Source organism: Vibrio sp. 10N.261.52.C2 (assembly GCF_041471425.1).
In the GTDB taxonomy this organism is placed as follows: Bacteria; Pseudomonadota; Gammaproteobacteria; order Enterobacterales; family Vibrionaceae; genus Vibrio; species Vibrio crassostreae_C.
The window spans coordinates 4,453-24,312 of the sequence record NZ_JBFROH010000026.1 but is presented as its reverse complement, the minus strand read 5'-3'; the positions used below and the strand labels follow the sequence as shown (position 1 = coordinate 24,312).

The following is a 19,860-nucleotide window of genomic DNA, read 5'->3' as shown; positions in this document are numbered from 1 at the left end:
ATCCTTACTTCTGTTGGTGTGGGTCGAAGGCATCACGTACCGCTTCACCAACGAAGACCAGTAACGTAAGCATCAGTGAAAGCACGACGAAGGCAGAAATGCCAAGCCAAGGCGCTTGTAAGTTAGCTTTACCTTGCGCCAACAACTCGCCTAACGAAGGCGAACCCGCAGGAAGACCAAAGCCCAAGAAGTCTAACGAAGTCAGTGTGGTCACCGAGCCTGAAAGAATAAACGGCATCATGGTTAACGATGCAACCATCGCGTTAGGTAACATGTGACGAAGCATAATACGTTTGTCATCAACACCCATGGCTTGCGCGGCTCGCACATAATCGAAGTTTCGGCAGCGTAAAAATTCCGCTCGCACGATGCCGACTAAACTCATCCAACTAAACAGCACCATAATCCCGAGCAACCACCAGAAATTCGGCTCAATAAAACTCGACAAAATAATCAGCAAGAACAGGGTCGGCATACCAGACCAGACTTCAATGAAGCGTTGTCCGAATAGATCAACCCAGCCACCGTAGTAGCCTTGTGTTGCGCCAACCACGACACCAATCACGCTCGATACAATGGTCAGAATAAAACCAAATAGAACGGAAATACGGAAGCCATAAATGATACGAGCTAATACATCTCGCCCTTTGTCATCTGTCCCTAACCAGTTAACCGAATCAGGCTCCGATGGTACCGCGCCTGCGATATCAAAGTTGATAGTGTCGTAGCTAAAAGGAATGATAGGCCAAACGATATAGCCACTCTCTTCAATGAGGTCGATTACATACGGGTCTTTATAGTCAGCCTCGGTTTCAAACTCACCACCAAACTCCGTCTCGGCATATTCATTGATAACAGGCACAAACCACTGATTATCATAAGAAACCAAGAGTGGTTTATCATTGGCAATGATCTCAGCGAACAGGCTCAAGCCAAACAAGATGGTAAATATCCAAAGGGAGATAAAACCACGCTTGTTTGCTTTAAAACGTAACCAACGAGCTTCAGCTAAAGGGTTGTTAAACATTTATTATCAATACCTTGTTATTCGTTCGCCATTAACGCGCTTCAAAATCAATTCGAGGATCAACCCAGGTATACGTCAGGTCGGAGATAATGCTCAGCACCAAGCCAAGCAAGGTCATGATATAGAGAGAGCTGAACACCACGGGATAGTCACGTTGAATGGTTGATTCAAAGCCAAGCAGACCAATTCCTTCGAGTGAAAACATCACTTCAATCAACATAGAACCCGTGAAGAAAATACTAATAAATGCGCTTGGGAAACCCGCAATAATGATCAGCATGGCGTTACGGAAAACGTGCTTATAAAGAATACTGCTCTCGTCCAAGCCTTTCGCTCTCGCAGTCACTACATATTGCTTATTGATTTCATCAAGGAAGGAGTTTTTGGTCAGCATGCTGAGCGTGGCGAATCCACCGATAACCATGGCGAAAATGGGCAACGCCAAGTGCCAGAAGTAGTCGCCAATTTGCTGATACCAGTTGAGCTGGTCGAAGTTACTCGACACAAGCCCTCGCAATGGGAACCAACTGAAGTAGTTACCGCTTGCAAACAAGATAATCAGAATAATCGCAAACAAGAAGCCCGGCACCGCGTAGCCGACAATCACCACCGCGCTCGACCAAATATCAAAACGAGAGCCGTGATGTATCGCCTTCATAATGCCTAAGGGTATCGAAATCACATAGATGATTAACGTACTCCACAACCCTAAGGAAATGGAGACAGGTAAACGCTCGATGATTAAATCAATCACGTTACCACCCTTAAACAGGCTTTCACCAAAGTTAAAGGTCGCGTAGTTTTTCAACATATCGAAGTAGCGAACGTGAATCGGTTTATCAAACCCAAACTGCTTTTTGATTTCTTCAACCACTTCAGGATCAAGCCCGCGTGAGCCTTTATAGCCACTGGCAGACGCTTGATCACTTTCACTTAAATCAACTTCTTGTCCACCACCAGAAAAACGCTCCATAATGCCAGAGTTATGCCCTTCTAATTGAGCAACAGCTTGCTCTACCGGGCCTCCAGGCGCTATCTGGATGATGAAAAAGTTGATGGTGATGATCGCCCACAGCGTGGGGATCACCAACAATAAACGTCGAAATATATACGCGGCCATGCTAACTAACTCCTAGCGACGTTTTTCAGGAAGCAAAGCCGCCTTCTCTTCTGAAATCCACCATGTATCGATACCTAAATCGTATTTTGGCAATACATCTGGACGCTCAAACTTGTCCCACATTGCTACGCGATACTCGCCAACGTGCCATTGCGGGATGTTGTAGAAATTCCACTGCAATACTCGGTCTAGTGAACGACCTAGTGTAAGAAGCTTTTCAGGGTGCTGTTGGTTACGCGCAATTTCTTCTGTTAACGCGTCAACCACTGGATCGATAACACCTGCAGTATTGTAAGTAGAATCAATGTAGTTAGAGTTCCAAACGATCATTAAGTTCGGGCTAGGATAAGGGTTTGCGGAAAATGACGACGAAACCATGTCGAAATCACGATCACGCAAGCGCTTGATGTATTGAGTGGTATCGATGGTACGGATCTTCATCTCAATACCCATGCGCTTAAGGTTCTTTTGAACCGGCGTTGCGATACGTTCCGTGGTTGGGCTGTAAATCAACAACTCAAATGACATCGGCTTGCCAGTCTTTTCGTTGGTCATGACTTTGTCTTTCAGCACCCAACCCGCTTCTTTCAACAATTTGAAAGCGGTACGCATTTGGCTACGAATACGACCGCTACCATCGGTGACGGGTGGTTGGAATTCTTCGGTGAAAACTCGCGGTGGAATCTGATCTTTGTATTGAGACAACAACTCAACTTCAGCTTCGCTTGGTAAGCCTTTCGCTTCATAGTCAGTGTTTTGGAAGTAACTACGAGTCCGTTTGTACTGACCATAAAACATGTTCTTGTTCATCCACTCAAAGTCCATCGCGTACGTTAACGCTTCACGAACTTTAGGATCAGAGAACACTGGAGATTGAATATTGAAGACAAAACCTTGAGTCGTTTCAGGCTTCTCATGGTTGATCTCTTCTTTAATGATGTAGCCTTTATCGAAGTTTGCGCCCGTGTAAGAGTTGGCCCAGAACTTAGCCGAGTTCTCGGTTCGAAGATCGAACTCCCCTGCTTTGAAGGCTTCGAGCATTACGGTGTCATCGCGATAGTAATCGTACTGCACTTGCTTGAAGTTATTGCGACCAACATTGACTGGTAGGTCTGCTGCCCAGTAGTTTTCATCTAGGCCGTAGGTAACACTTTGCCCAGATTTATAGCTGATGATCTTATAGGGACCACTACCTACTGGTGGTTCGCTTAGAGGCTCAGACAGTTTTCTGTCTTTCCAAAAATGTTTCGGCAATACACGAGTGCTTTGCGCAAAGCTGAACAGTTTTTCGCGGTTTGGATGGTTCATTTCAATACGAACAACCAAATCAGAGACCGCTTTTACTGACTTAATCTCTTTGTAATACACACGATACTGAGGCACACCTTCTTTTGAAAACTTGTCAAAAGTGAAGGCAACATCGTGCGCGGTAATAGGTTCGCCATCTTGGAATTTAGCATTTGGGTTGATGTCGATTTCCATCCAAGTGAAATCACTGGCGTAGCGAACCTTTGAAGCAATCAATGGATAGTATGCATCAATCTCGTCGCTCGGAGAAAACATCAAGGTATCGTAAATCTCTCCGGTATAACTTGCAGCAACGCCGCGGGAACCGAATCGATTAAAGCTATCGTAGGTACCTATGCTGCCATAGGTCACTTTGCCCTGCTTTGGCGCATCAGGATTAACGTAATCGAAGTGAGTGAAGTCGGCTGGATATTTTGCTTCACCAAAACCAACCAATTGTGTGGTTTCAATAACGGTGACAGCAGGAGTGGATTGGGTATCAGAAGCGTAAGTAACAGAGGGGTGTAAAACAATAAGCGGCAACATGACTGCACAGGAATTTAAATTAGACCTGAAAAACTGAGTGCGCTGCGAGGCTTTGCGTCGAAAAACTGTTCCCATTTGACTCTCCCTTCAAATGTTATGAATTCGATATTCAAGTTGATTAATCGGCTTTGAATGCATGCCGTTAAATCAAGTATAGGTTCAAATCTAACATCATGTAATAACTAATAAAACCATCAGCACCCTAACTCTTACTGTTTATTTACAATTAACTCGTCACCACTCGAATTTATTTGATGACGCAGGCTAAAGTTGCGTCACAATAATCTCACTAACATAAATGACAGAAGCGTCACTGACTTTGATTGGCTTAATTAATCAAACTTAACCCCCAAATAATCAACAAACTATACTTTACTGGAGTATCCTTGCTGCCTAGGTCTAAATGGAATGACACTTTGAATAAACCAAACCACATAACATTCGCAACGTTCAATCTTTTGAACTACCTCGAACCACCGAATGCTTACTATGATTTTGAGAACATCTACAGCTTCGATGAATGGCAGAAGAAACAGCACTGGATGGCTGAAACGATTCGTTCATTAGATTGTGATGTGATTGGCTTTCAAGAGATATTTAGCCCGCAGTCTTTAGAGCAGTTAATGAGTGAACTTGGCTACCCTTACTTTGCTGTTGTCGATAGTGCACACGTTGAGGATGACTACTTATATACCTCACCTGTCGTTGGGATCGCTTCCCGTTACCCGATTGAAAACATGCAGCCTGTTACGCCAGATTCGACGTTACTGACAGCATTCAACCTTGGCGACAAATTCTCATTCAACAGAACACCTGTTCACGCGACGATTACGTTACCCCATTTAGGTTCAACCGACTGTTATGTGGTGCACTTCAAATCACAACGTCCGACAGAACCAAAAGCAGAATCTGTCGATACGAACAACGCTCAGCAAGGTGCAAAACCACAAAGTGACACGCTCACTCGCTTCCACCAAGAACAACTTGGCTCTTGGCTATCGAGTGTCCAACGTGGTCTAGAAGCTCAGATGCTGCATCAATACATCACCAACCAACGCTACCAAACCGAGCAACCTGTTGTGTTGATGGGTGACTTTAATAAGCCACTGTTTAATGATGAGTTTAAAGGGCTGTTGAATTACTCAATCAACCGAGACGAAAACAGCAAGCATTGGCTATCCCACTTTCGATTAAAAGACAGCTGGGATCTTTACCATCAGCTACATGAAGAAGATTTGCTTGAACAGCGTAAGCCAACCCATTACTACGGCGCATCTGGGTCTGTACTGGACTACATTTTGATGTCGAACGAGTTTGATTGTCAGAACTCGTCTAGTTTGATGGAGATCTCTAGCTACACAGTGTTAGACCATCACCTCACCAATCCAAGCTTTGAACACGACCAATTCAGTACCGACCATGCCATCGTGTCTGTTACCGCTCATATTCGTGAAGCCTAGAGTTAAACATAAAAAAGCCGCAGTCAAAAACTGCGGCCTTCCACTTTAGCTAAACGGGTTGAGCTAACCGACGCCCCATTTAGAAACCGATTTACCGTTTAGCAAAGTATGAAACTTAGAATGTGTACATTGCGCCTAAGTAGAAAGAATCCAGAACAGCAGTATCTTCTGTCTTGTGTCCGTTTTCGTAATCTTCGATATCAAAAGCATCGGCTTCGTACGCTAAGCGAAAGCTCAACGAAGACATTGTAGGTGGCGTATATCCAACACCAACACCCATACGGATGCCATCTCCCGAATCATCAAAACCATCTCCTGAAGGGCGAGAGCCATCAGCAAGCTTCATGTCTAGATCAATAGTCGACAGACCGATAGTGCCAAATGGACGAATGCCATTATCAAACGTGTAACCGAGGTTCGCCGTTACCGAAAAGATTTGAGGTGTCCAAGTGAAAACCTTATTACCAGATTTCGTTTTCAGGGCGATATCACCAAAATCTGTGTATTGAGCTTCAACCGAAACAATGCGGTTAAATTTGTAACCAGCAATTAATCGGTAAGTATTGTCTTCGGCTTTAAAAGTAATAGGCTCACTGATCGTGTCAGTTAACCCGCCCACTTCGACCATTAGCACACTTAAATAATTACCCGCTCCAACAGCAGGCCAATTTGCTCAATCTCCACAATTTAGAATAAGACGAACAGAAAACACGATGAACCACACAATAGACTTCAACGGCTTAATCATTGATATCGACGCTCGAACGATTACCAACCAGCAAGGAAACAAAATCACTTTGCGCCCTCGCCTATTAGCAGTGCTCTGCTTGTTATTGGAAAATGTGGGAAGACCGATTTCAAGAGAGCATATTGTTGATGTGTGTTGGGACGGACAACTCTCGTCACCACATGTTCTTGCAAACGTAGTCTATAACCTACGCAATGTGTTCGCGCGATTAAGAGCATCCAACGTCCAGATCATTACCATTAGTAAGTTCGGATATGCGCTATCGATTGAACCCACGTAAAAGGATTTATGCCATCAATGGCGGTGACTAAGATCACCAAAAAACGCCCCATCGAAACGTTTCGATGATCATTATCACACTCTAAAACAATCAAACGTGCAAATGATAAATCAGACACTATTATCACTATCGAAACGTTTCGATGGCTTTTCTTGAGTTGTTCTCAACCCATCAAGCGTTATTTTTCGATAGGTCGTGATATGAAAAAAAGTACTCTAATAAACTCTGAACTCTCTTACCTAGTGGCGACTCTTGGCCACACAGATGAAATTACGATTTGTGACGCGGGCTTACCAATTCCAGACCACGTAACTCGTATTGATCTTGCTTTAACTCACGGTGTCCCAAGCTTTCAGCAAACGGTAAAAACCATGCTGGATGAATCTCAAATCGAAGGTGTTGTGATTGCAGAAGAGTTTGCGAAAGTAAGCCCAGAGCACCACGCTGCGCTGATTGATTTAATCAAGACAGAAGAAGCGCGTTGTGGCAAATCGCTTTCTATTACTTACATCACTCATGAAGAATTCAAACAGCGAACGCATGAAAGCCGTGCAGTGATTCGCACCGGTGAATGCACACCATACGCAAATGTTATTTTCCAAGCTGGCGTAACCTTTTAGCTCAAGCAAAACGCAACGACAGCTCAGTGTCATCACTGAACCAAAAACAATACATAGACAGAATAATCAAATACAACTGGCCCCGAGTAAAGGAACCGACATGACTCAAGCCATTTTAGAACTTAGCTCAATTGAGAAGGCCTTCCCTGGTGTGAAAGCACTGGATAAGGCAAGCCTCAACGTTTATCCAGGACGCGTCATGGCGTTAATGGGTGAAAACGGTGCAGGTAAATCAACGCTTATGAAAGTGCTTACGGGTATCTATCACTTGGACAGCGGAACTATCGCCTACCAAGGTAAGCCGGCGGCATTTAAAGGACCGCGTGATTCACAACAAGCCGGTATTAGTATCATTCACCAAGAGTTGAACCTAATACCAGAGCTTACCATCGCCGAGAACATCTTCTTAGGTCGTGAAATCACTGGCACCATGGGTCGTATCTTGTGGAACGAGATGTACCAAGAAGCAGACAAGCTACTTAAACGCCTTAACGTGAAACACAGCTCGAAAACGCCTCTAGGTCAGTTGAGCCTTGGTGAGCAGCAAATGGTAGAGATTGCAAAAGCCCTATCGTTTGAGTCTAAGGTCATCATCATGGATGAACCAACTGATGCATTAACCGATACCGAAACTGAGTCTCTGTTTAAGGTGATTAACGAACTTCGTGCTGAAGGCTGCGGCATTGTTTACATCTCTCACCGCTTGAAAGAGATCTTCGAAATTTGTGATGACATCACCGTACTTCGTGACGGTAAGTTCATTGGCCAATGTGAAGTAAAAGACACCGACGAAGATGGCCTGATCGAAATGATGGTGGGCCGTAAGTTGGACGAGCAATATCCACGTATAGGGCAGAGCCACGGTGAAACCTGCCTTGAAGTGATTGGCCTGACGGGTTCTGGTGTTCATGACGTGAGCTTTACTCTAAAGCGTGGCGAGATTTTGGGTGTGTCTGGCTTGATGGGTGCTGGTCGTACTGAACTGATGAAAGTGATTTACGGTGCCCTTCCGAGTGAGCGCGGTGTCATCAACCTAGAAAACAAAACCATTAACCCTGTAAGTCCGAAAGATGGCTTAGCAAATGGCATCGCTTACATCTCTGAAGACCGTAAAGGCGATGGCTTAGTTCTAGGGCTTTCTGTTAAAGAAAACATGTCTTTATGTTCATTGGATCAATTGACTAAAAGCGGTCAAATCCAACATAAAGATGAAGTGATGGCGGTTGATGACTTCATCAAACTATTCAACATCAAAACCCCGACTCGCGAACAAATTATTGGCAACCTTTCTGGTGGTAACCAACAGAAAGTAGCTATCGCTAAAGGCTTGATGACCAAACCAAAAGTACTGATTCTCGATGAGCCAACGCGTGGTGTCGATGTCGGTGCTAAAAAAGAAATTTACCAACTCATTAATAAATTCAAAGCTGACGGTATGAGCATTATTTTGGTCTCATCTGAAATGCCAGAAGTGTTAGGAATGAGTGACCGCATCATGGTGATGCATGAAGGCCGTGTAAGCGGTGAATTTGATGCTAAAGAAGCAAACCAAGAATTATTACTGGCGTGTGCGGTCGGTAAAAAGATCAACGAGGACGCAGCATGAGTACTAAAACCATGAGCAAAACAACTGAAACTGAAGCGCCAAAGAAAAAACCGTTAATCAGCAAAGAGTGGCTGATTGACCAAAAGTCATTGATTGCTTTGATCTTCCTGATTGTTGTCGTTTCTTTCTTAAACCCAAACTTTTTTACTGTCGACAACATCCTAAACATTCTGCGCCAAACCTCAGTTAACGCAATTATCGCTGTAGGCATGACGCTGGTTATCTTAACCGCAGGTATCGACTTGAGTGTCGGCTCTGTACTGGCACTTTGTGGTGCATTCGCAGCCAGCATGATTGGCATGGAAATCCCAGTGATGATCGCAGTGCCAACCGCTCTAGTAGCAGGTGCAGCATTAGGTGCTATCAGTGGTGTGATTATTGCCAAGGGTAAGGTTCAAGCCTTCATCGCAACGCTTGTGACTATGACACTACTTCGCGGCGTAACCATGGTTTACACCGACGGTCGTCCTATCTCTACTGGTTTCACTGACACAGCAGACGCCTTCGCTTGGTTCGGTACAGGCTACGCAATGGGCATCCCAGTTCCGGTATGGATCATGGTCGTAGTGTTCGCAGCGGTATGGTACCTACTTAACCACACACGCTTTGGTCGCTATGTTTACGCACTAGGTGGCAACGAATCAGCAACTCGCCTATCAGGCATCGACGTAGACAAAGTGAAAATCGGCGTTTACGCAATCTGTGGTCTGTTAGCAGCGGTGGCTGGCATCATCGTGGCATCTCGATTGTCATCAGCTCAACCAACAGCAGGTATGGGTTATGAATTAGACGCCATCGCAGCCGTAGTTCTTGGCGGCACAAGCTTAGCCGGCGGTCGTGGCCGTATCATGGGCACATTGATCGGTGCACTGATTATCGGCTTCCTAAACAACGCCTTAAATCTATTAGACGTATCTTCTTACTACCAGATGATTGCAAAAGCAGTGGTTATTCTTCTGGCGGTATTAGTCGACAACAAAAACAAGTAAATCTCTGTTTTATATTAAAAATATCTATCAGTAACAAACCTATAAACATTAAATCTATAAATAATGTAACAACGAGCTAGGGTTATCCAACCTAGCTCACCCTACATAAAGGACTTACACCATGAAAAAATTAGCGACTCTTATTTCTGCTGCTCTTCTTTCTACAACGGTATCTGTATCTGCACAGGCGCAAGATACAATGGCAATCGTTCTGTCTACATTGAACAACCCATTCTTCGTAACCATGAAAGATGGCGCAGAAGCGAAAGCGGAAGAGCTAGGCTACAAGCTTATCGTTCTTGATTCTCAAAACGACCCAAGCAAAGAGCTTTCGAACATTGAAGATCTAACCATTCGTGGTGTTAAAGCAATCCTCATTAACCCAACGGATTCAGACGCTGTGTCTAACGCTATTCGTATTGCTAACCGCTCAGACATCCCCGTATTAACGCTAGACCGTGGTGCAAGCCGTGGTGACGTAGTGAGCCACATTGCTTCTGATAACGTAATCGGCGGTGAAATGGCGGGTCACTACATCATGGAAAAAGTGGGCGAAAAAGCGAAAGTAATCCAACTTGAAGGTATTGCTGGTACTTCTGCAGCTCGTGAACGTGGTGAAGGCTTCATGAATGCAGTAAACGGCAGCGACCTTGAGCTTCTTGCAAGCCAACCTGCTGATTTCGACCGTACTAAAGGTCTGAACGTAATGGAAAACTTACTTGCTGCTAACCCAGATGTACAAGCAGTATTCGCTCAGAACGATGAAATGGCACTAGGTGCACTTCGCGCAGTTCAAGCTTCAGGCAAAGAAGTGATGATCGTTGGCTTTGATGGCACAGACGACGGCATCGCTGCTGTTAACCGTGGCCTACTTGGCGCAACGGTTGCACAACAGCCTGACCTAATCGGTTCTCTAGGTATCGAAATGGCAGACAAAGTACTGAAAGGCGAAACTGTAGACGAGTACGTACCAGTACCTCTAAAAATCATCGCTAAGTAATCGTTACTAAGTAACGCGATATAAAGCAGGGGTCCCCTATCCCCTGCTTTGCTTAGCTCATTAGCTCACTGACTCAAAACAAAAAGCAAAACCCGACAGTGCATCGCTGTTTCTCATAAGCCGCTAACAAGGCGAACAATTAACATCATGAGAAAGACCCATGCATTTTCAAATACGATATATCATAAGGCTCGTATCATGACTCAACTGATTGTTTTAGGTAGCGTTAACGCTGACCACGTACTACAAGTTCCTTCGTTCCCTCGTCCGGGTGAAACCTTGATTGGCGGTAACTATCAGGTCATTCCTGGCGGCAAAGGCGCAAACCAAGCCGTAGCGGCAGCAAGATTAAACGCAGATATCGGCTTCATCGCCTGTGTTGGTGACGACCCATTTGGCATCAATATTCGTCAAGATTTTGCTAAAGATGGTATAAACATCGACGGTGTGATCGTTGCAGACAGCACGCCTACTGGCATCGCGATGATCCAAGTATCCGCAACAGGCGAAAACAGTATTTGTCTTTCTGCGGAAGCCAACGACAAGCTGACTTGCGATCAAATCGAGCCGCACTTAGAAAAGATTCGCGGCGCTAAATACCTGCTGACTCAGCTTGAAACGCCAATTGAAGGCATTGAATACGCTGCGAAAGTAGCAAAAGAGAGTGGCACGCAAGTCATTCTAAACCCTGCCCCTGCTCGTCCATTGTCGGATTCGCTGCTTGCTTGTGTTGACGTGATTACACCAAACGAAACCGAAGCTGAAGTACTGACAGGCATTACCGTGACAGACAACGCAACTGCTCATCAGGCTGCGTTGGCTCTCCATGCTAAAGGCATCGAAACGGTAATGATCACGCTAGGCGCGAAAGGCGTGTGGGTGAGTCATCGCGGTCAAGGAAATGAAGCCAGCGAAGGTGAATTAATCGCAGGTTTCCGTGTTGAAGCAACAGATACAACTGCCGCAGGTGATACCTTTAACGGCGCGTTGGTGACAGGCTTGCTTGAAGATATGCCACTAGAGCGTGCGATTAAATTTGCCCACGCTGCTGCTGCTATCTCTGTGACCCGCTTTGGCGCTCAAACGTCGATTCCAACCCGTGCTGAAACCGATGCGTTTTTGGCAGAGCAACTGCCTGCTTAGCTTGATACCTATTTGAAGGGTTAACTCCTGAGCTAAACCGTAGTTAACGGATGTTAGCCTTCAAATTCGGTAACAACAAATAACAAGCATAAGCCCCTGTTTTCAGGCAGAATATCGCCCAACGTGGAAGGTTATTCCCACAAGGATTTTTTATGGCAACAATGAAAGACATCGCACGGCTCGCAAAGGTTTCGACTTCTACCGTGAGCCACGTGATCAACAAATCACGCTTTGTCAGTGAAGAGATTGCTGAGCGTGTTAACAGTGCGGCTAAAGAACTCAACTATGCGCCTTCTGCATTGGCTCGCAGCTTGAAAATGAAGCAAACCAAAACCTTGGGAATGCTAGTGACCACATCCACCAATCCATTCTTTGGCGAAGTGGTGAAAGGTGTTGAACGTCGTTGCTACGAAAAAGGCTATAACCTTATCTTGTGTAACACCGAAGGTGACAGCGAACGCATGAAATCCTCTATCGATACCTTGCTGCAAAAGCGTGTCGATGGCTTGATGCTGATGTGTTCTACCCTTGAAGGCGAACATATCGATGTATTTGATCGCTACCCAGAACTGCCTGTTGTGGTAATGGACTGGGGCCCTATGCTGTTTGCGAGCGATAAGATCCAAGACAACTCGCACCAAGGTGGCTACATGGCAACTAAGCACTTGATAGATAACGGTCATTCTCAAATTGGTTGTATCACTGGCCCACTGCACCGCAATCAAGCTTCGTCTCGTTATCAAGGCTTCAAGCAAGCAATGGAAGAAGCCAATTTAGAGATCAACCCTAAGTGGATTGTTGAATCCAACTTTGAATGTGACGGTGGTTTTGACTCTTATCAGACATTGAAAACTCGTGGCGAAATGCCGTCTGCCTTGTTCGTCAGTAACGATATGATGGCGATGGGCGTGATTCACGCTGCGGCGCAAGATGGCACATCGATTCCGAATGATCTGTCTATCATTGGCTACGATGACATCCACCTGTCGAAGTACATGACACCCGCGTTAAGCACTGTCCACCAGCCAAAACATCGTTTAGGTAAAACCGCAGTGGATACGCTTTTGAGCAGATTACAAACTCCAGATGCTTATCCGCAAGTCGTTGAACTTGAACCTACTCTTGTTGAACGAAGCAGCGTAAAAGCGCTTTAATACTCGCCACACTCATCACACCGTTGAAAGCTAGCTTATTGAGCTAGCTTTTTTGTCTTTGAAACATAATAACGCCGCTTAATCGCCCCTAAAATGCCGTTAATATGCGAAACTTACACGCTAAAGTATGTATTTACGCACTCAGCAACTATTTGCGCACTTAACAACTAATGATCATCTACACTAACAGTGAATAACAACGACATGGAGAGCGCTGTTTTATGATCGCGGGTTGGTTTGACAATATATCCCTACAGAAAAAGCTATTAGTCAGCTTTTTGATTCCTATCGCTTTGATGCTTATCGTGGCTTTTTCTGTCCATGAAAACACCCGAACGGTTGTAAAAGACAATAATTGGGTTGTACACACACATAAAGCCATCGCTCGGGCTCAAGAACTTCTCAGCTTAACAGTCGACATAGAAACGGCTGAACGTGGTTACTTGATCACGGGTGATCCTGTTTTTTTAGAACCCTACCATTTAGCTCTTGATGTATGGCCTCAAAAACTCCAAACCCTTGCGAATCAAGTGAGTGATAACCCACCTCAAGTAGAACGCCTATATAGAATCGATGATATTCATAAAACATGGCTGAAACAGTCTGGAGAGAAAGAGATCAATCAACGCAGCCTTGTCAATAAAGGCGAAGCTGAAATACAAAGTGTCATCGACCTCACTCAGCAGCAAACCGGAAAAAAATTGATTGACGAGATCCGCCAAGAGATTGCTCAATTCATTGAAATTGAACAAAAACTTATTATTACCAGGGTCGAAAAATCGGAGAACTCAGCCAATCAAACTAGCTACATATTAATCCTCGGAACACTGTTTTCCGTGTTCATATCACTCCTTGTTGCTGCGTGGGCGTCAAAGCGTATTAATCGAAGATTACACACCCTACTTGAGGCCACTAACCAAGTTGCCGCTGGCCATTTGGATCAAGGTGCTGCAACTCTGGAATTGAGTTCGAATATAAACACCCAAGACGAAATCGCTCATCTCAAACAAAGCTTTCAAAAAATGACAGACAATTTGATCAGTAATGACAGTGAAATGAGAGCGAAAACTCAGGAGCTAATCGCCGAACGAACCAAAGCTGAAGCCGCAGTAAAAGCTAAGGGCGATTTTCTGTCTACCATGAGCCACGAGATCAGAACGCCAATGAACGGCGTTCTTGGAATATCTCAAATCATTGCAAGCCAGACCCAAGAACCCGAAACAAAAGAGAACATCAACATCATTCTCGATTCTGGTCACCACTTGATGACAATACTCAACGACGTTCTCGACTTCTCAAAAGTCGAAGAAAACAAGCTTGAGCTAGATGTGGCACCCTTTAATTTTGTTCAAGTCATGCAGCCTGTATGCAGCGCTCTAAAACCCTTAGCCGATGAAAAAGGCATTCGCCTGTTGATCGAAAATAACATACCGAAAAACATCCAACTCGTCGGAGACTGTGCAAGGCTACGTCAAATCATGTTCAACTTGGGCGGCAATGCGACCAAATTCACCAAAGAAGGTCATGTGTCCATTCAAGCTGACCTCAATCGCCCCAACAATCAACTGATTCTCACGGTAACAGACACCGGAGTTGGTATCCCGAAAGATAAGCACGAGCAGGTATTCAATTCGTTCGAACAAGCCGACACTTCCACAACAAGGAAGTTTGGCGGAACAGGGCTTGGCCTCGCAATCGTCAAGAACCTAGTCAACCTCATGAACGGAGAAATCACATTAACCAGTGCAGTTGGGCTTGGTACAAAATTCCAAGTCTCCCTGCCTATCACATGGCAAGAAAGCAAAGCGAAAGACATCGCTACCCATACAGTCGATGCAGAAACTCTTAGTTATGACTCGTTAAGTATCCTGTTGGTGGAAGATAACCGTATTAATGCCATTGTTGCACAAGGCTTTTGTGAAAAGCTCGGCCATCATGTCGATCATGCAGAGAACGGAAAACTAGCAATTGAACGCCTCAAAACCACTCAATATGACCTTATCTTGATGGACAATCATATGCCTGAAATGAACGGGGTCGAGACAACAAATTACATCCGCGAAAAGCTGAAACTCGATACCTTGATATTCGCTTATACGGCCGATGTATTCCGTGAGGCGCATGACAACTTTATTCAGGCGGGTGTCGACCATATTCTGACCAAGCCTCTGCAACAAGAGAGCTTTTTCGATGCCCTGCAACAATTTTCGAATCGATTACCTAAGCAAATAAAAACCGAAGGCTCGACTGACATCAAAAATATCGTCGAACTTCATCGCAAGCCAATTGAAACACTGAGATTAACAGAAGAAGAGATAAGTCAGTCAGAAGTGATACGCATACTTAAAGACGATACGGAAGGGTTCAGTTTACTTATCGACTCAACCATTATTGAGTTCGAACAGTCGGTTGACCGTGTCATCGAATACTATTTAGCGAAGGAGTTGGAGCCACTTTGTCGTACCCTGCACTCCATTAAAGGCATGTCGCTAAACTTAGGTCTTAACATGCTTTCTAAGCAGGCATTGGAACTAGAAGTCGAAGCCAAAAATCAACAATTGCCGGATATTGAACGACTGCAAAAGCTGCTCAATCGCCTTATGGTCAATATCCATCAAGTTCAGCGGATGAAAAACGCCCATTCAGTCGAGCATCTGAATCAAATGAACGATCAAGCTTAAGAGCGCTTCGTTCCCAAGCTAAAACGCAAGGCTTAATCACCTTGCGTTTTTCGATCTTATACCGCGCTAGTCTCTGTTCTAGCGATTTAACGGTCTATCGGTTTAGCGGTTTAACAGATCGGTTATTTGTTGGATCTCATTTTCGACATCAATACCATTGTATTGCGGCGCAATCGAGGGATCTTGAATACTCACGGTTTCTACCGATTGCTTGTCGTTAAGTTTAGTCACTAACTCCCCTTTGGGTGAGTAGGCTCGGCTTCCACCACAATAAGTCGCGGTAAACGCATTAACCACATCTTGCCCGACGCGATTACAAGTAACCATGTGACACCCTTCCTCCAAGGCTCTCGCTTGAGCAATGGCAAAACTATGATGCCCACCGAAGTTGGCAGGGTGAAGAATAACGTCGACCGACTGATACCCTCTCATGATCTCCGGGAACCAAATATCAAAGCAAATCGCGACACCAAACTTTAAGCCTTTGTGCTCAAACGAGAGGCGTTCCTCCCCTCTCGAGAAATACTGCTTATCGAATTTGGTTTGACTGATTTTTCTATATTTGTGTCGTAAACCGGAAGCATCCACAACCACGACGCTGTTGTAATATTGGCCGCTATCTTTCTCGGCAATGCCTGCAACAATCAAGGTGTCATGCTTCGCTGCAAGCTGAGTTAATGAATCAATAGTACTGCTGTCGGCGAAGTCTTCAGCCAATTCATGAATTTCTTCAGCCTCATTAAAAATATACCCAGTAGTGAACAGTTCAGGCAGTAAAGTAATATCGCCAACTGACGGCTCCGCTTGCAAAAGATCAGAGACCGAATCTATATTCTTTTGTTTGTTTTTGTATTCAACTTCAAGCTGAATAAGCGTGATACTGACATTGCTCACAATCGATTCCTTGCTAGGTAATACTTCAAGCTGTAATGCTCAAGCGGGAGACTAAGCACTAAGAACGAAAGAGTAAGGCAATCCCCGATCGTTTTCTTATTCGCCCGCCAAAGGTTGAAGCAGGTGCACAGTCCTGTACGTATTTTAAACCTGCCTACGGCGCTATTTTAGGCTCTGGTAAAACCGGAGGCGTGCTGTCCATGTAGGTTAAGAAATTCGCCCACACCTCATGCGTGCGCTGCTTGGTTAACGTCGTCTTACAGGAAAGCGCCATAACCCCTCGAATAGAACCATCACGCCATTGGGTGTAAACAGAATCGCAATGTGCTGTCATGTACGCCTGCCAGCTCTCCTGAGCTTTCTTAATTGACGCCACCAACTGAGCATCATAAGCATTGTGCTCAAAGCTGGCTGCAAGGTATTTATCGAGTTCCGCTTGTGCAGATTCCAACTCAATTGCCGCACAGTGATTGATCTCGATGGTATTCATCGCATTCTCGCAATCAACAACACCTTCGTCGGCCAACGCAGAGAATGAGAAGCACAGCGCTATGAGTGCCGATATCAGTTTTGTCATAATCATCCTTTATGCTGTCACCACCAAAACGAATCGAGTCGTGACTCTATTTATTTAAACGTGGCTCAATATTTAGCTCATTCAACTCATTCAGCTAGACCAAATAACAATAAAATTTATCAGGATATAATCATTTGTTATCCGCATGAATCATCAAAAATGACGCCTCGCCAACTCAAATAAATGAGATAACGCTCAGATTTTGCTGGTAAAACTAGAAAACATATTATTTATATCAATAATTCGTGCCTGCATTCACAATATTAATTATTTATATTGCTACGTAATCGTTAACTTTATAAATTAAATCGAATGCTCACATAAATCGGTAACGCTTCTCCAACTATGGATATCAAGTACCAAAACATTGCTAAGACTTCATTTTACTTTGCCATTTCTTTCTTTTTATCCATGGTAATGCTCATTCCTTTTACACCGTATCACTACCAAACATTAACCGAAGACACATCAAGGTTAGTTGAAACCAGGTTAGAAGGGATCCAATCAAGGTTCGACCGTTTTTTATCTGAAGTTAGACCTGAACAGTCTTGCGACGCGATCGTTAGACAGCTTCGACAAAACGTTTTTGAAGCCGATTGGGTAAAAGAAGCAGCGGTATTCAATAAACAGAACCGATTTTACTGTTCAACCACCGATGGTGACGTTTCATTTCGCCTATACAGCACCATCAGGCAGCGGCTCAATGACGACCCGAATTTAACGACCCTGTCGTATTCGAACTCGGCCATCACACAAGTTCAGTCCATTATGCTCATTTTCTCGAACAAAGAAGATGCCGGAGTGAGCCTGATGATTCCGCCACACTTCATCTATGACCTTGTTGAAACAAACCTCAGCAGCCATGGAATACAGGCCAAAGTAGAGGTGATCAAAAGAGATATCCACCCTACCGTTATTGACTCATCAATCGCCAAGGTGCGGATACAATCGAACACCTACCCATTGACCATCACCTCATACATTGGGTATCAGTTTTATCTTCGCTTCATGTTGAGCTATTTATGGTTTGGCTTTTTGATGGCCGGAATCACCACCATTATTCTCCTTTCCATCAAACATAAAAAGCAGAGCCAACGCAGCTTAGAATATTCGCTTTCAAGTGCGCTAAAAAACCAGCACCTTCATGTTCACATGCAGCCTATCGTTAACCAAAACACCAACGAGATCGTCGGCTGTGAGTCACTATTACGATGGAACGACCCAATTGAAGGTAACGTCTCCCCTGCTATTTTTATTCCGCTTGCTGAAAGCTTAGGCTTGATTGAGGAGCTCACCTACTTCGTGCTACGCAAAGTATTAATGACGTTGAAAAGCAATCAAGACGTGTTCGACTCGAAGTACATCAGCGTCAACATCAGCCGCAACGTTGTGTCCAACAGTAACTTCTCTAACAAGGTGATCAGCATCTTTAAAAGACACCCTGAGATTCTCAAACAGGTAGTTTTTGAAGTAACCGAAGATGGTGAATGTTCTGATGCCGACATGGTCAAAATTAGAGACAACCTAACCAAGCTATCGAACAGGGGCGTCAGAGTCGCGATTGATGATTTTGGTACAGGCTACGCAGGGTTAGATTTCGTAAGACAGTTCCCGTTCAGCATTCTCAAAATCGATCGCGTGTTTGTGAAAAACATATCCGACGAATCCAGCTTTGGTCTCCCTTTGCTAGAGTCCATGCTTCAACTATCACGCTCCTTAGGCATGCAAGTCATCGTCGAAGGTGTTGAGTACGAATCCCAAGTGAAAATCTTATCTAAGCTCGGTGTCGACTATATCCAAGGCTTCTATTTTTATAAGCCGATGCCGATAAACCTGACTGTCAGCTTACTCAGGCAGCAGCATTTTGAGTCCGATAACGTTGAGGAATCATCCTTTTCAACACCAAAATGTGAGCAGCTTTAAACAGGTTCGATGGGATAAGCGCTGAAGATACAGTTCAGAATAATGCTTAGTACAACGCGTCACTTTAGCTTACGGTACGTTTCCCCACTCTTACACCCAGGCAGGCTTTTACCATATTTGTGACTTAAATTATCGACGCGTGTTTTGGTTGGTTTTATGACTACTCGTAATCGCTAGCATGCTATCAGCGTGATTTTTGTTCCAATCAATCTTTTCGTTAATGTCTTTTTTATCAACAAAGACCCAGTGAGACATACACTCTACACACAATACCAAACACATCACAACGCAGCATGTAACATATGCAACAAGCAACTAATTCGTGACCATCAACAAGATAATACCGTATCATGTGCGTGATTAAATTAACCTAGGAATCAATCACATGGAAAATACTGAAGTAATTAATACGGGGCTCTCAGAGAAGGACAAAAATGCAAAAACTCATGCCATCATCGCGTATGCGTTAATGCTATTAGGCTTCTTTACTGGTATTAGTTTTCTTGCAGGTGGTATTTGGGGCATCGTTAAAAAGTCCGATGCTCAAGGGACTGTCTTTGCGGATCACTACGACAACATCACCAAAACATTCTTTGTTTCGATTGTGCTTACTATCATTGGCGCTCTAACAGCCGTTTTTGTTATTGGCTATGTTGTTCTTCTTGTTGCCGCGATCTACACGCTTTGGAAGTTGATTGCTGGTTTAGCAAAAATTACTTCAGACAAGAGTTTTAATTAATATGAAAAGATGCGAAGCCGCAGCTTTAAAGCGACGGCTTCACATCTTCGTCTATTCGTCTATTCG

At 44.4% G+C, this 19,860-nt stretch carries 17 protein-coding genes; 11 read left to right on the top strand and 6 right to left on the bottom strand.

The genetic code is table 11. From position 1 onward, the window contains the following. Positions 1–4 precede the first annotated feature (4 nt). The 3 genes from AB4307_RS10585 to AB4307_RS10575 are packed head-to-tail and all read right to left on the bottom strand — an operon-like array spanning position 5 to position 4,055. Positions 5–1,027, bottom strand: a complete 1,023-nt coding sequence (locus AB4307_RS10585) for an ABC transporter permease (RefSeq protein WP_372131844.1) — start codon at positions 1,025–1,027, stop codon at positions 5–7. A gap of 31 nt (positions 1,028–1,058) precedes the next feature. Beyond that, positions 1,059–2,147, bottom strand: a complete 1,089-nt coding sequence (locus AB4307_RS10580; protein WP_004730359.1) for a microcin C ABC transporter permease YejB — start codon at positions 2,145–2,147, stop codon at positions 1,059–1,061. A 12-nt stretch (positions 2,148–2,159) separates the two neighbouring features. After that, positions 2,160–4,055, bottom strand: a complete 1,896-nt coding sequence (locus AB4307_RS10575; RefSeq protein ID WP_372131842.1) for an extracellular solute-binding protein — start codon at positions 4,053–4,055, stop codon at positions 2,160–2,162. A gap of 341 nt (positions 4,056–4,396) precedes the next feature. Here AB4307_RS10575 and AB4307_RS10570 point away from each other — a divergent pair, with 341 nt between their 5' ends. Further along, positions 4,397–5,440 (top strand): endonuclease/exonuclease/phosphatase family protein, encoded by a 1,044-nt coding sequence (locus tag AB4307_RS10570; protein ID WP_372131840.1) that lies wholly within the window; start codon positions 4,397–4,399, stop codon positions 5,438–5,440. 115 nt (positions 5,441–5,555) lie between these two features. Here the strand turns inward: AB4307_RS10570 and AB4307_RS10565 are convergent, their stop codons facing one another. Next, positions 5,556–6,068, bottom strand: a complete 513-nt coding sequence (locus AB4307_RS10565) for an outer membrane beta-barrel protein (RefSeq protein WP_240799178.1) — start codon at positions 6,066–6,068, stop codon at positions 5,556–5,558. A gap of 85 nt (positions 6,069–6,153) precedes the next feature. Here AB4307_RS10565 and AB4307_RS10560 point away from each other — a divergent pair, with 85 nt between their 5' ends. From AB4307_RS10560 to AB4307_RS10525, 8 genes are all read left to right on the top strand, one after another. Then, positions 6,154–6,468 carry a winged helix-turn-helix domain-containing protein gene (locus tag AB4307_RS10560; protein ID WP_017060852.1) on the top strand — a complete coding sequence of 105 codons (315 nt, stop codon included), beginning with the start codon at positions 6,154–6,156 and terminating at the stop codon, positions 6,466–6,468. 200 nt (positions 6,469–6,668) lie between these two features. Then, positions 6,669–7,088: a D-ribose pyranase gene (gene rbsD / locus AB4307_RS10555; protein ID WP_017060853.1), complete on the top strand. Its 420-nt coding sequence runs from the start codon at positions 6,669–6,671 to the stop codon at positions 7,086–7,088. A 100-nt stretch (positions 7,089–7,188) separates the two neighbouring features. Beyond that, the gene (rbsA, locus tag AB4307_RS10550; protein ID WP_016766766.1) at positions 7,189–8,694 is read left to right on the top strand and encodes a ribose ABC transporter ATP-binding protein RbsA; all 1,506 of its coding nucleotides are present in this window, start codon (positions 7,189–7,191) and stop codon (positions 8,692–8,694) included. Continuing rightward, complete coding sequence (gene rbsC, locus AB4307_RS10545) at positions 8,691–9,683, top strand: ribose ABC transporter permease (protein WP_009844905.1); 993 nt, start codon at positions 8,691–8,693, stop codon at positions 9,681–9,683. Before rbsA ends, rbsC begins: the two co-directional genes overlap by 4 nt. Positions 9,684–9,804: 121 nt before the next feature. Then, on the top strand, positions 9,805–10,683 hold the full coding sequence (rbsB, locus tag AB4307_RS10540; RefSeq protein WP_372131837.1) for a ribose ABC transporter substrate-binding protein RbsB: 879 nt from the start codon (positions 9,805–9,807) through the stop codon (positions 10,681–10,683). A gap of 198 nt (positions 10,684–10,881) precedes the next feature. Beyond that, positions 10,882–11,826: a ribokinase gene (rbsK, locus tag AB4307_RS10535; protein ID WP_136982135.1), complete on the top strand. Its 945-nt coding sequence runs from the start codon at positions 10,882–10,884 to the stop codon at positions 11,824–11,826. Between the two features lie 152 nt (positions 11,827–11,978). Beyond that, positions 11,979–12,980 (top strand): substrate-binding domain-containing protein, encoded by a 1,002-nt coding sequence (locus tag AB4307_RS10530; RefSeq protein WP_372131835.1) that lies wholly within the window; start codon positions 11,979–11,981, stop codon positions 12,978–12,980. Between the two features lie 221 nt (positions 12,981–13,201). Beyond that, positions 13,202–15,661, top strand: a complete 2,460-nt coding sequence (locus tag AB4307_RS10525) for a CHASE3 domain-containing protein (RefSeq protein WP_372131833.1) — start codon at positions 13,202–13,204, stop codon at positions 15,659–15,661. A 102-nt stretch (positions 15,662–15,763) separates the two neighbouring features. Here the strand turns inward: AB4307_RS10525 and AB4307_RS10520 are convergent, their stop codons facing one another. Beyond that, on the bottom strand, positions 15,764–16,555 hold the full coding sequence (locus AB4307_RS10520; RefSeq protein ID WP_372131831.1) for a carbon-nitrogen hydrolase family protein: 792 nt from the start codon (positions 16,553–16,555) through the stop codon (positions 15,764–15,766). A gap of 154 nt (positions 16,556–16,709) precedes the next feature. Beyond that, the gene (locus AB4307_RS10515; protein WP_372131829.1) at positions 16,710–17,132 is read right to left on the bottom strand and encodes a lysozyme inhibitor LprI family protein; all 423 of its coding nucleotides are present in this window, start codon (positions 17,130–17,132) and stop codon (positions 16,710–16,712) included. A 345-nt stretch (positions 17,133–17,477) separates the two neighbouring features. Here AB4307_RS10515 and AB4307_RS10510 point away from each other — a divergent pair, with 345 nt between their 5' ends. Both AB4307_RS10510 and AB4307_RS10505 read left to right on the top strand, forming a co-directional pair. Continuing rightward, positions 17,478–19,055 carry an EAL domain-containing protein gene (locus AB4307_RS10510; protein WP_372131827.1) on the top strand — a complete coding sequence of 526 codons (1,578 nt, stop codon included), beginning with the start codon at positions 17,478–17,480 and terminating at the stop codon, positions 19,053–19,055. A gap of 385 nt (positions 19,056–19,440) precedes the next feature. Continuing rightward, the gene (locus AB4307_RS10505) at positions 19,441–19,794 is read left to right on the top strand and encodes a DUF4870 family protein (RefSeq protein ID WP_017068500.1); all 354 of its coding nucleotides are present in this window, start codon (positions 19,441–19,443) and stop codon (positions 19,792–19,794) included. The last annotated feature ends 66 nt before the right edge of the window (positions 19,795–19,860 follow it).

Bases quoted from the DNA above. Each gene is read 5' to 3' on its own strand.
- AB4307_RS10585 (WP_372131844.1), bottom strand. From the start codon at position 1,027: ATGTTTAACAACCCTTTAGCTGAAGCTCGTTGGTTACGTTTTAAAGCA.
- AB4307_RS10580 (WP_004730359.1), bottom strand. From the start codon at position 2,147: ATGGCCGCGTATATATTTCGACGTTTATTGTTGGTGATCCCCACGCTG.
- AB4307_RS10575 (WP_372131842.1), bottom strand. From the start codon at position 4,055: ATGGGAACAGTTTTTCGACGCAAAGCCTCGCAGCGCACTCAGTTTTTC.
- AB4307_RS10565 (WP_240799178.1), bottom strand. From the start codon at position 6,068: ATGGTCGAAGTGGGCGGGTTAACTGACACGATCAGTGAGCCTATTACT.
- AB4307_RS10560 (WP_017060852.1), top strand. From the start codon at position 6,154: ATGAACCACACAATAGACTTCAACGGCTTAATCATTGATATCGACGCT.
- rbsD (WP_017060853.1), top strand. From the start codon at position 6,669: ATGAAAAAAAGTACTCTAATAAACTCTGAACTCTCTTACCTAGTGGCG.
- rbsA (WP_016766766.1), top strand. From the start codon at position 7,189: ATGACTCAAGCCATTTTAGAACTTAGCTCAATTGAGAAGGCCTTCCCT.
- rbsC (WP_009844905.1), top strand. From the start codon at position 8,691: ATGAGTACTAAAACCATGAGCAAAACAACTGAAACTGAAGCGCCAAAG.
- rbsB (WP_372131837.1), top strand. From the start codon at position 9,805: ATGAAAAAATTAGCGACTCTTATTTCTGCTGCTCTTCTTTCTACAACG.
- rbsK (WP_136982135.1), top strand. From the start codon at position 10,882: ATGACTCAACTGATTGTTTTAGGTAGCGTTAACGCTGACCACGTACTA.
- AB4307_RS10530 (WP_372131835.1), top strand. From the start codon at position 11,979: ATGGCAACAATGAAAGACATCGCACGGCTCGCAAAGGTTTCGACTTCT.
- AB4307_RS10525 (WP_372131833.1), top strand. From the start codon at position 13,202: ATGATCGCGGGTTGGTTTGACAATATATCCCTACAGAAAAAGCTATTA.
- AB4307_RS10515 (WP_372131829.1), bottom strand. From the start codon at position 17,132: ATGACAAAACTGATATCGGCACTCATAGCGCTGTGCTTCTCATTCTCT.
- AB4307_RS10510 (WP_372131827.1), top strand. From the start codon at position 17,478: ATGGATATCAAGTACCAAAACATTGCTAAGACTTCATTTTACTTTGCC.
- AB4307_RS10505 (WP_017068500.1), top strand. From the start codon at position 19,441: ATGGAAAATACTGAAGTAATTAATACGGGGCTCTCAGAGAAGGACAAA.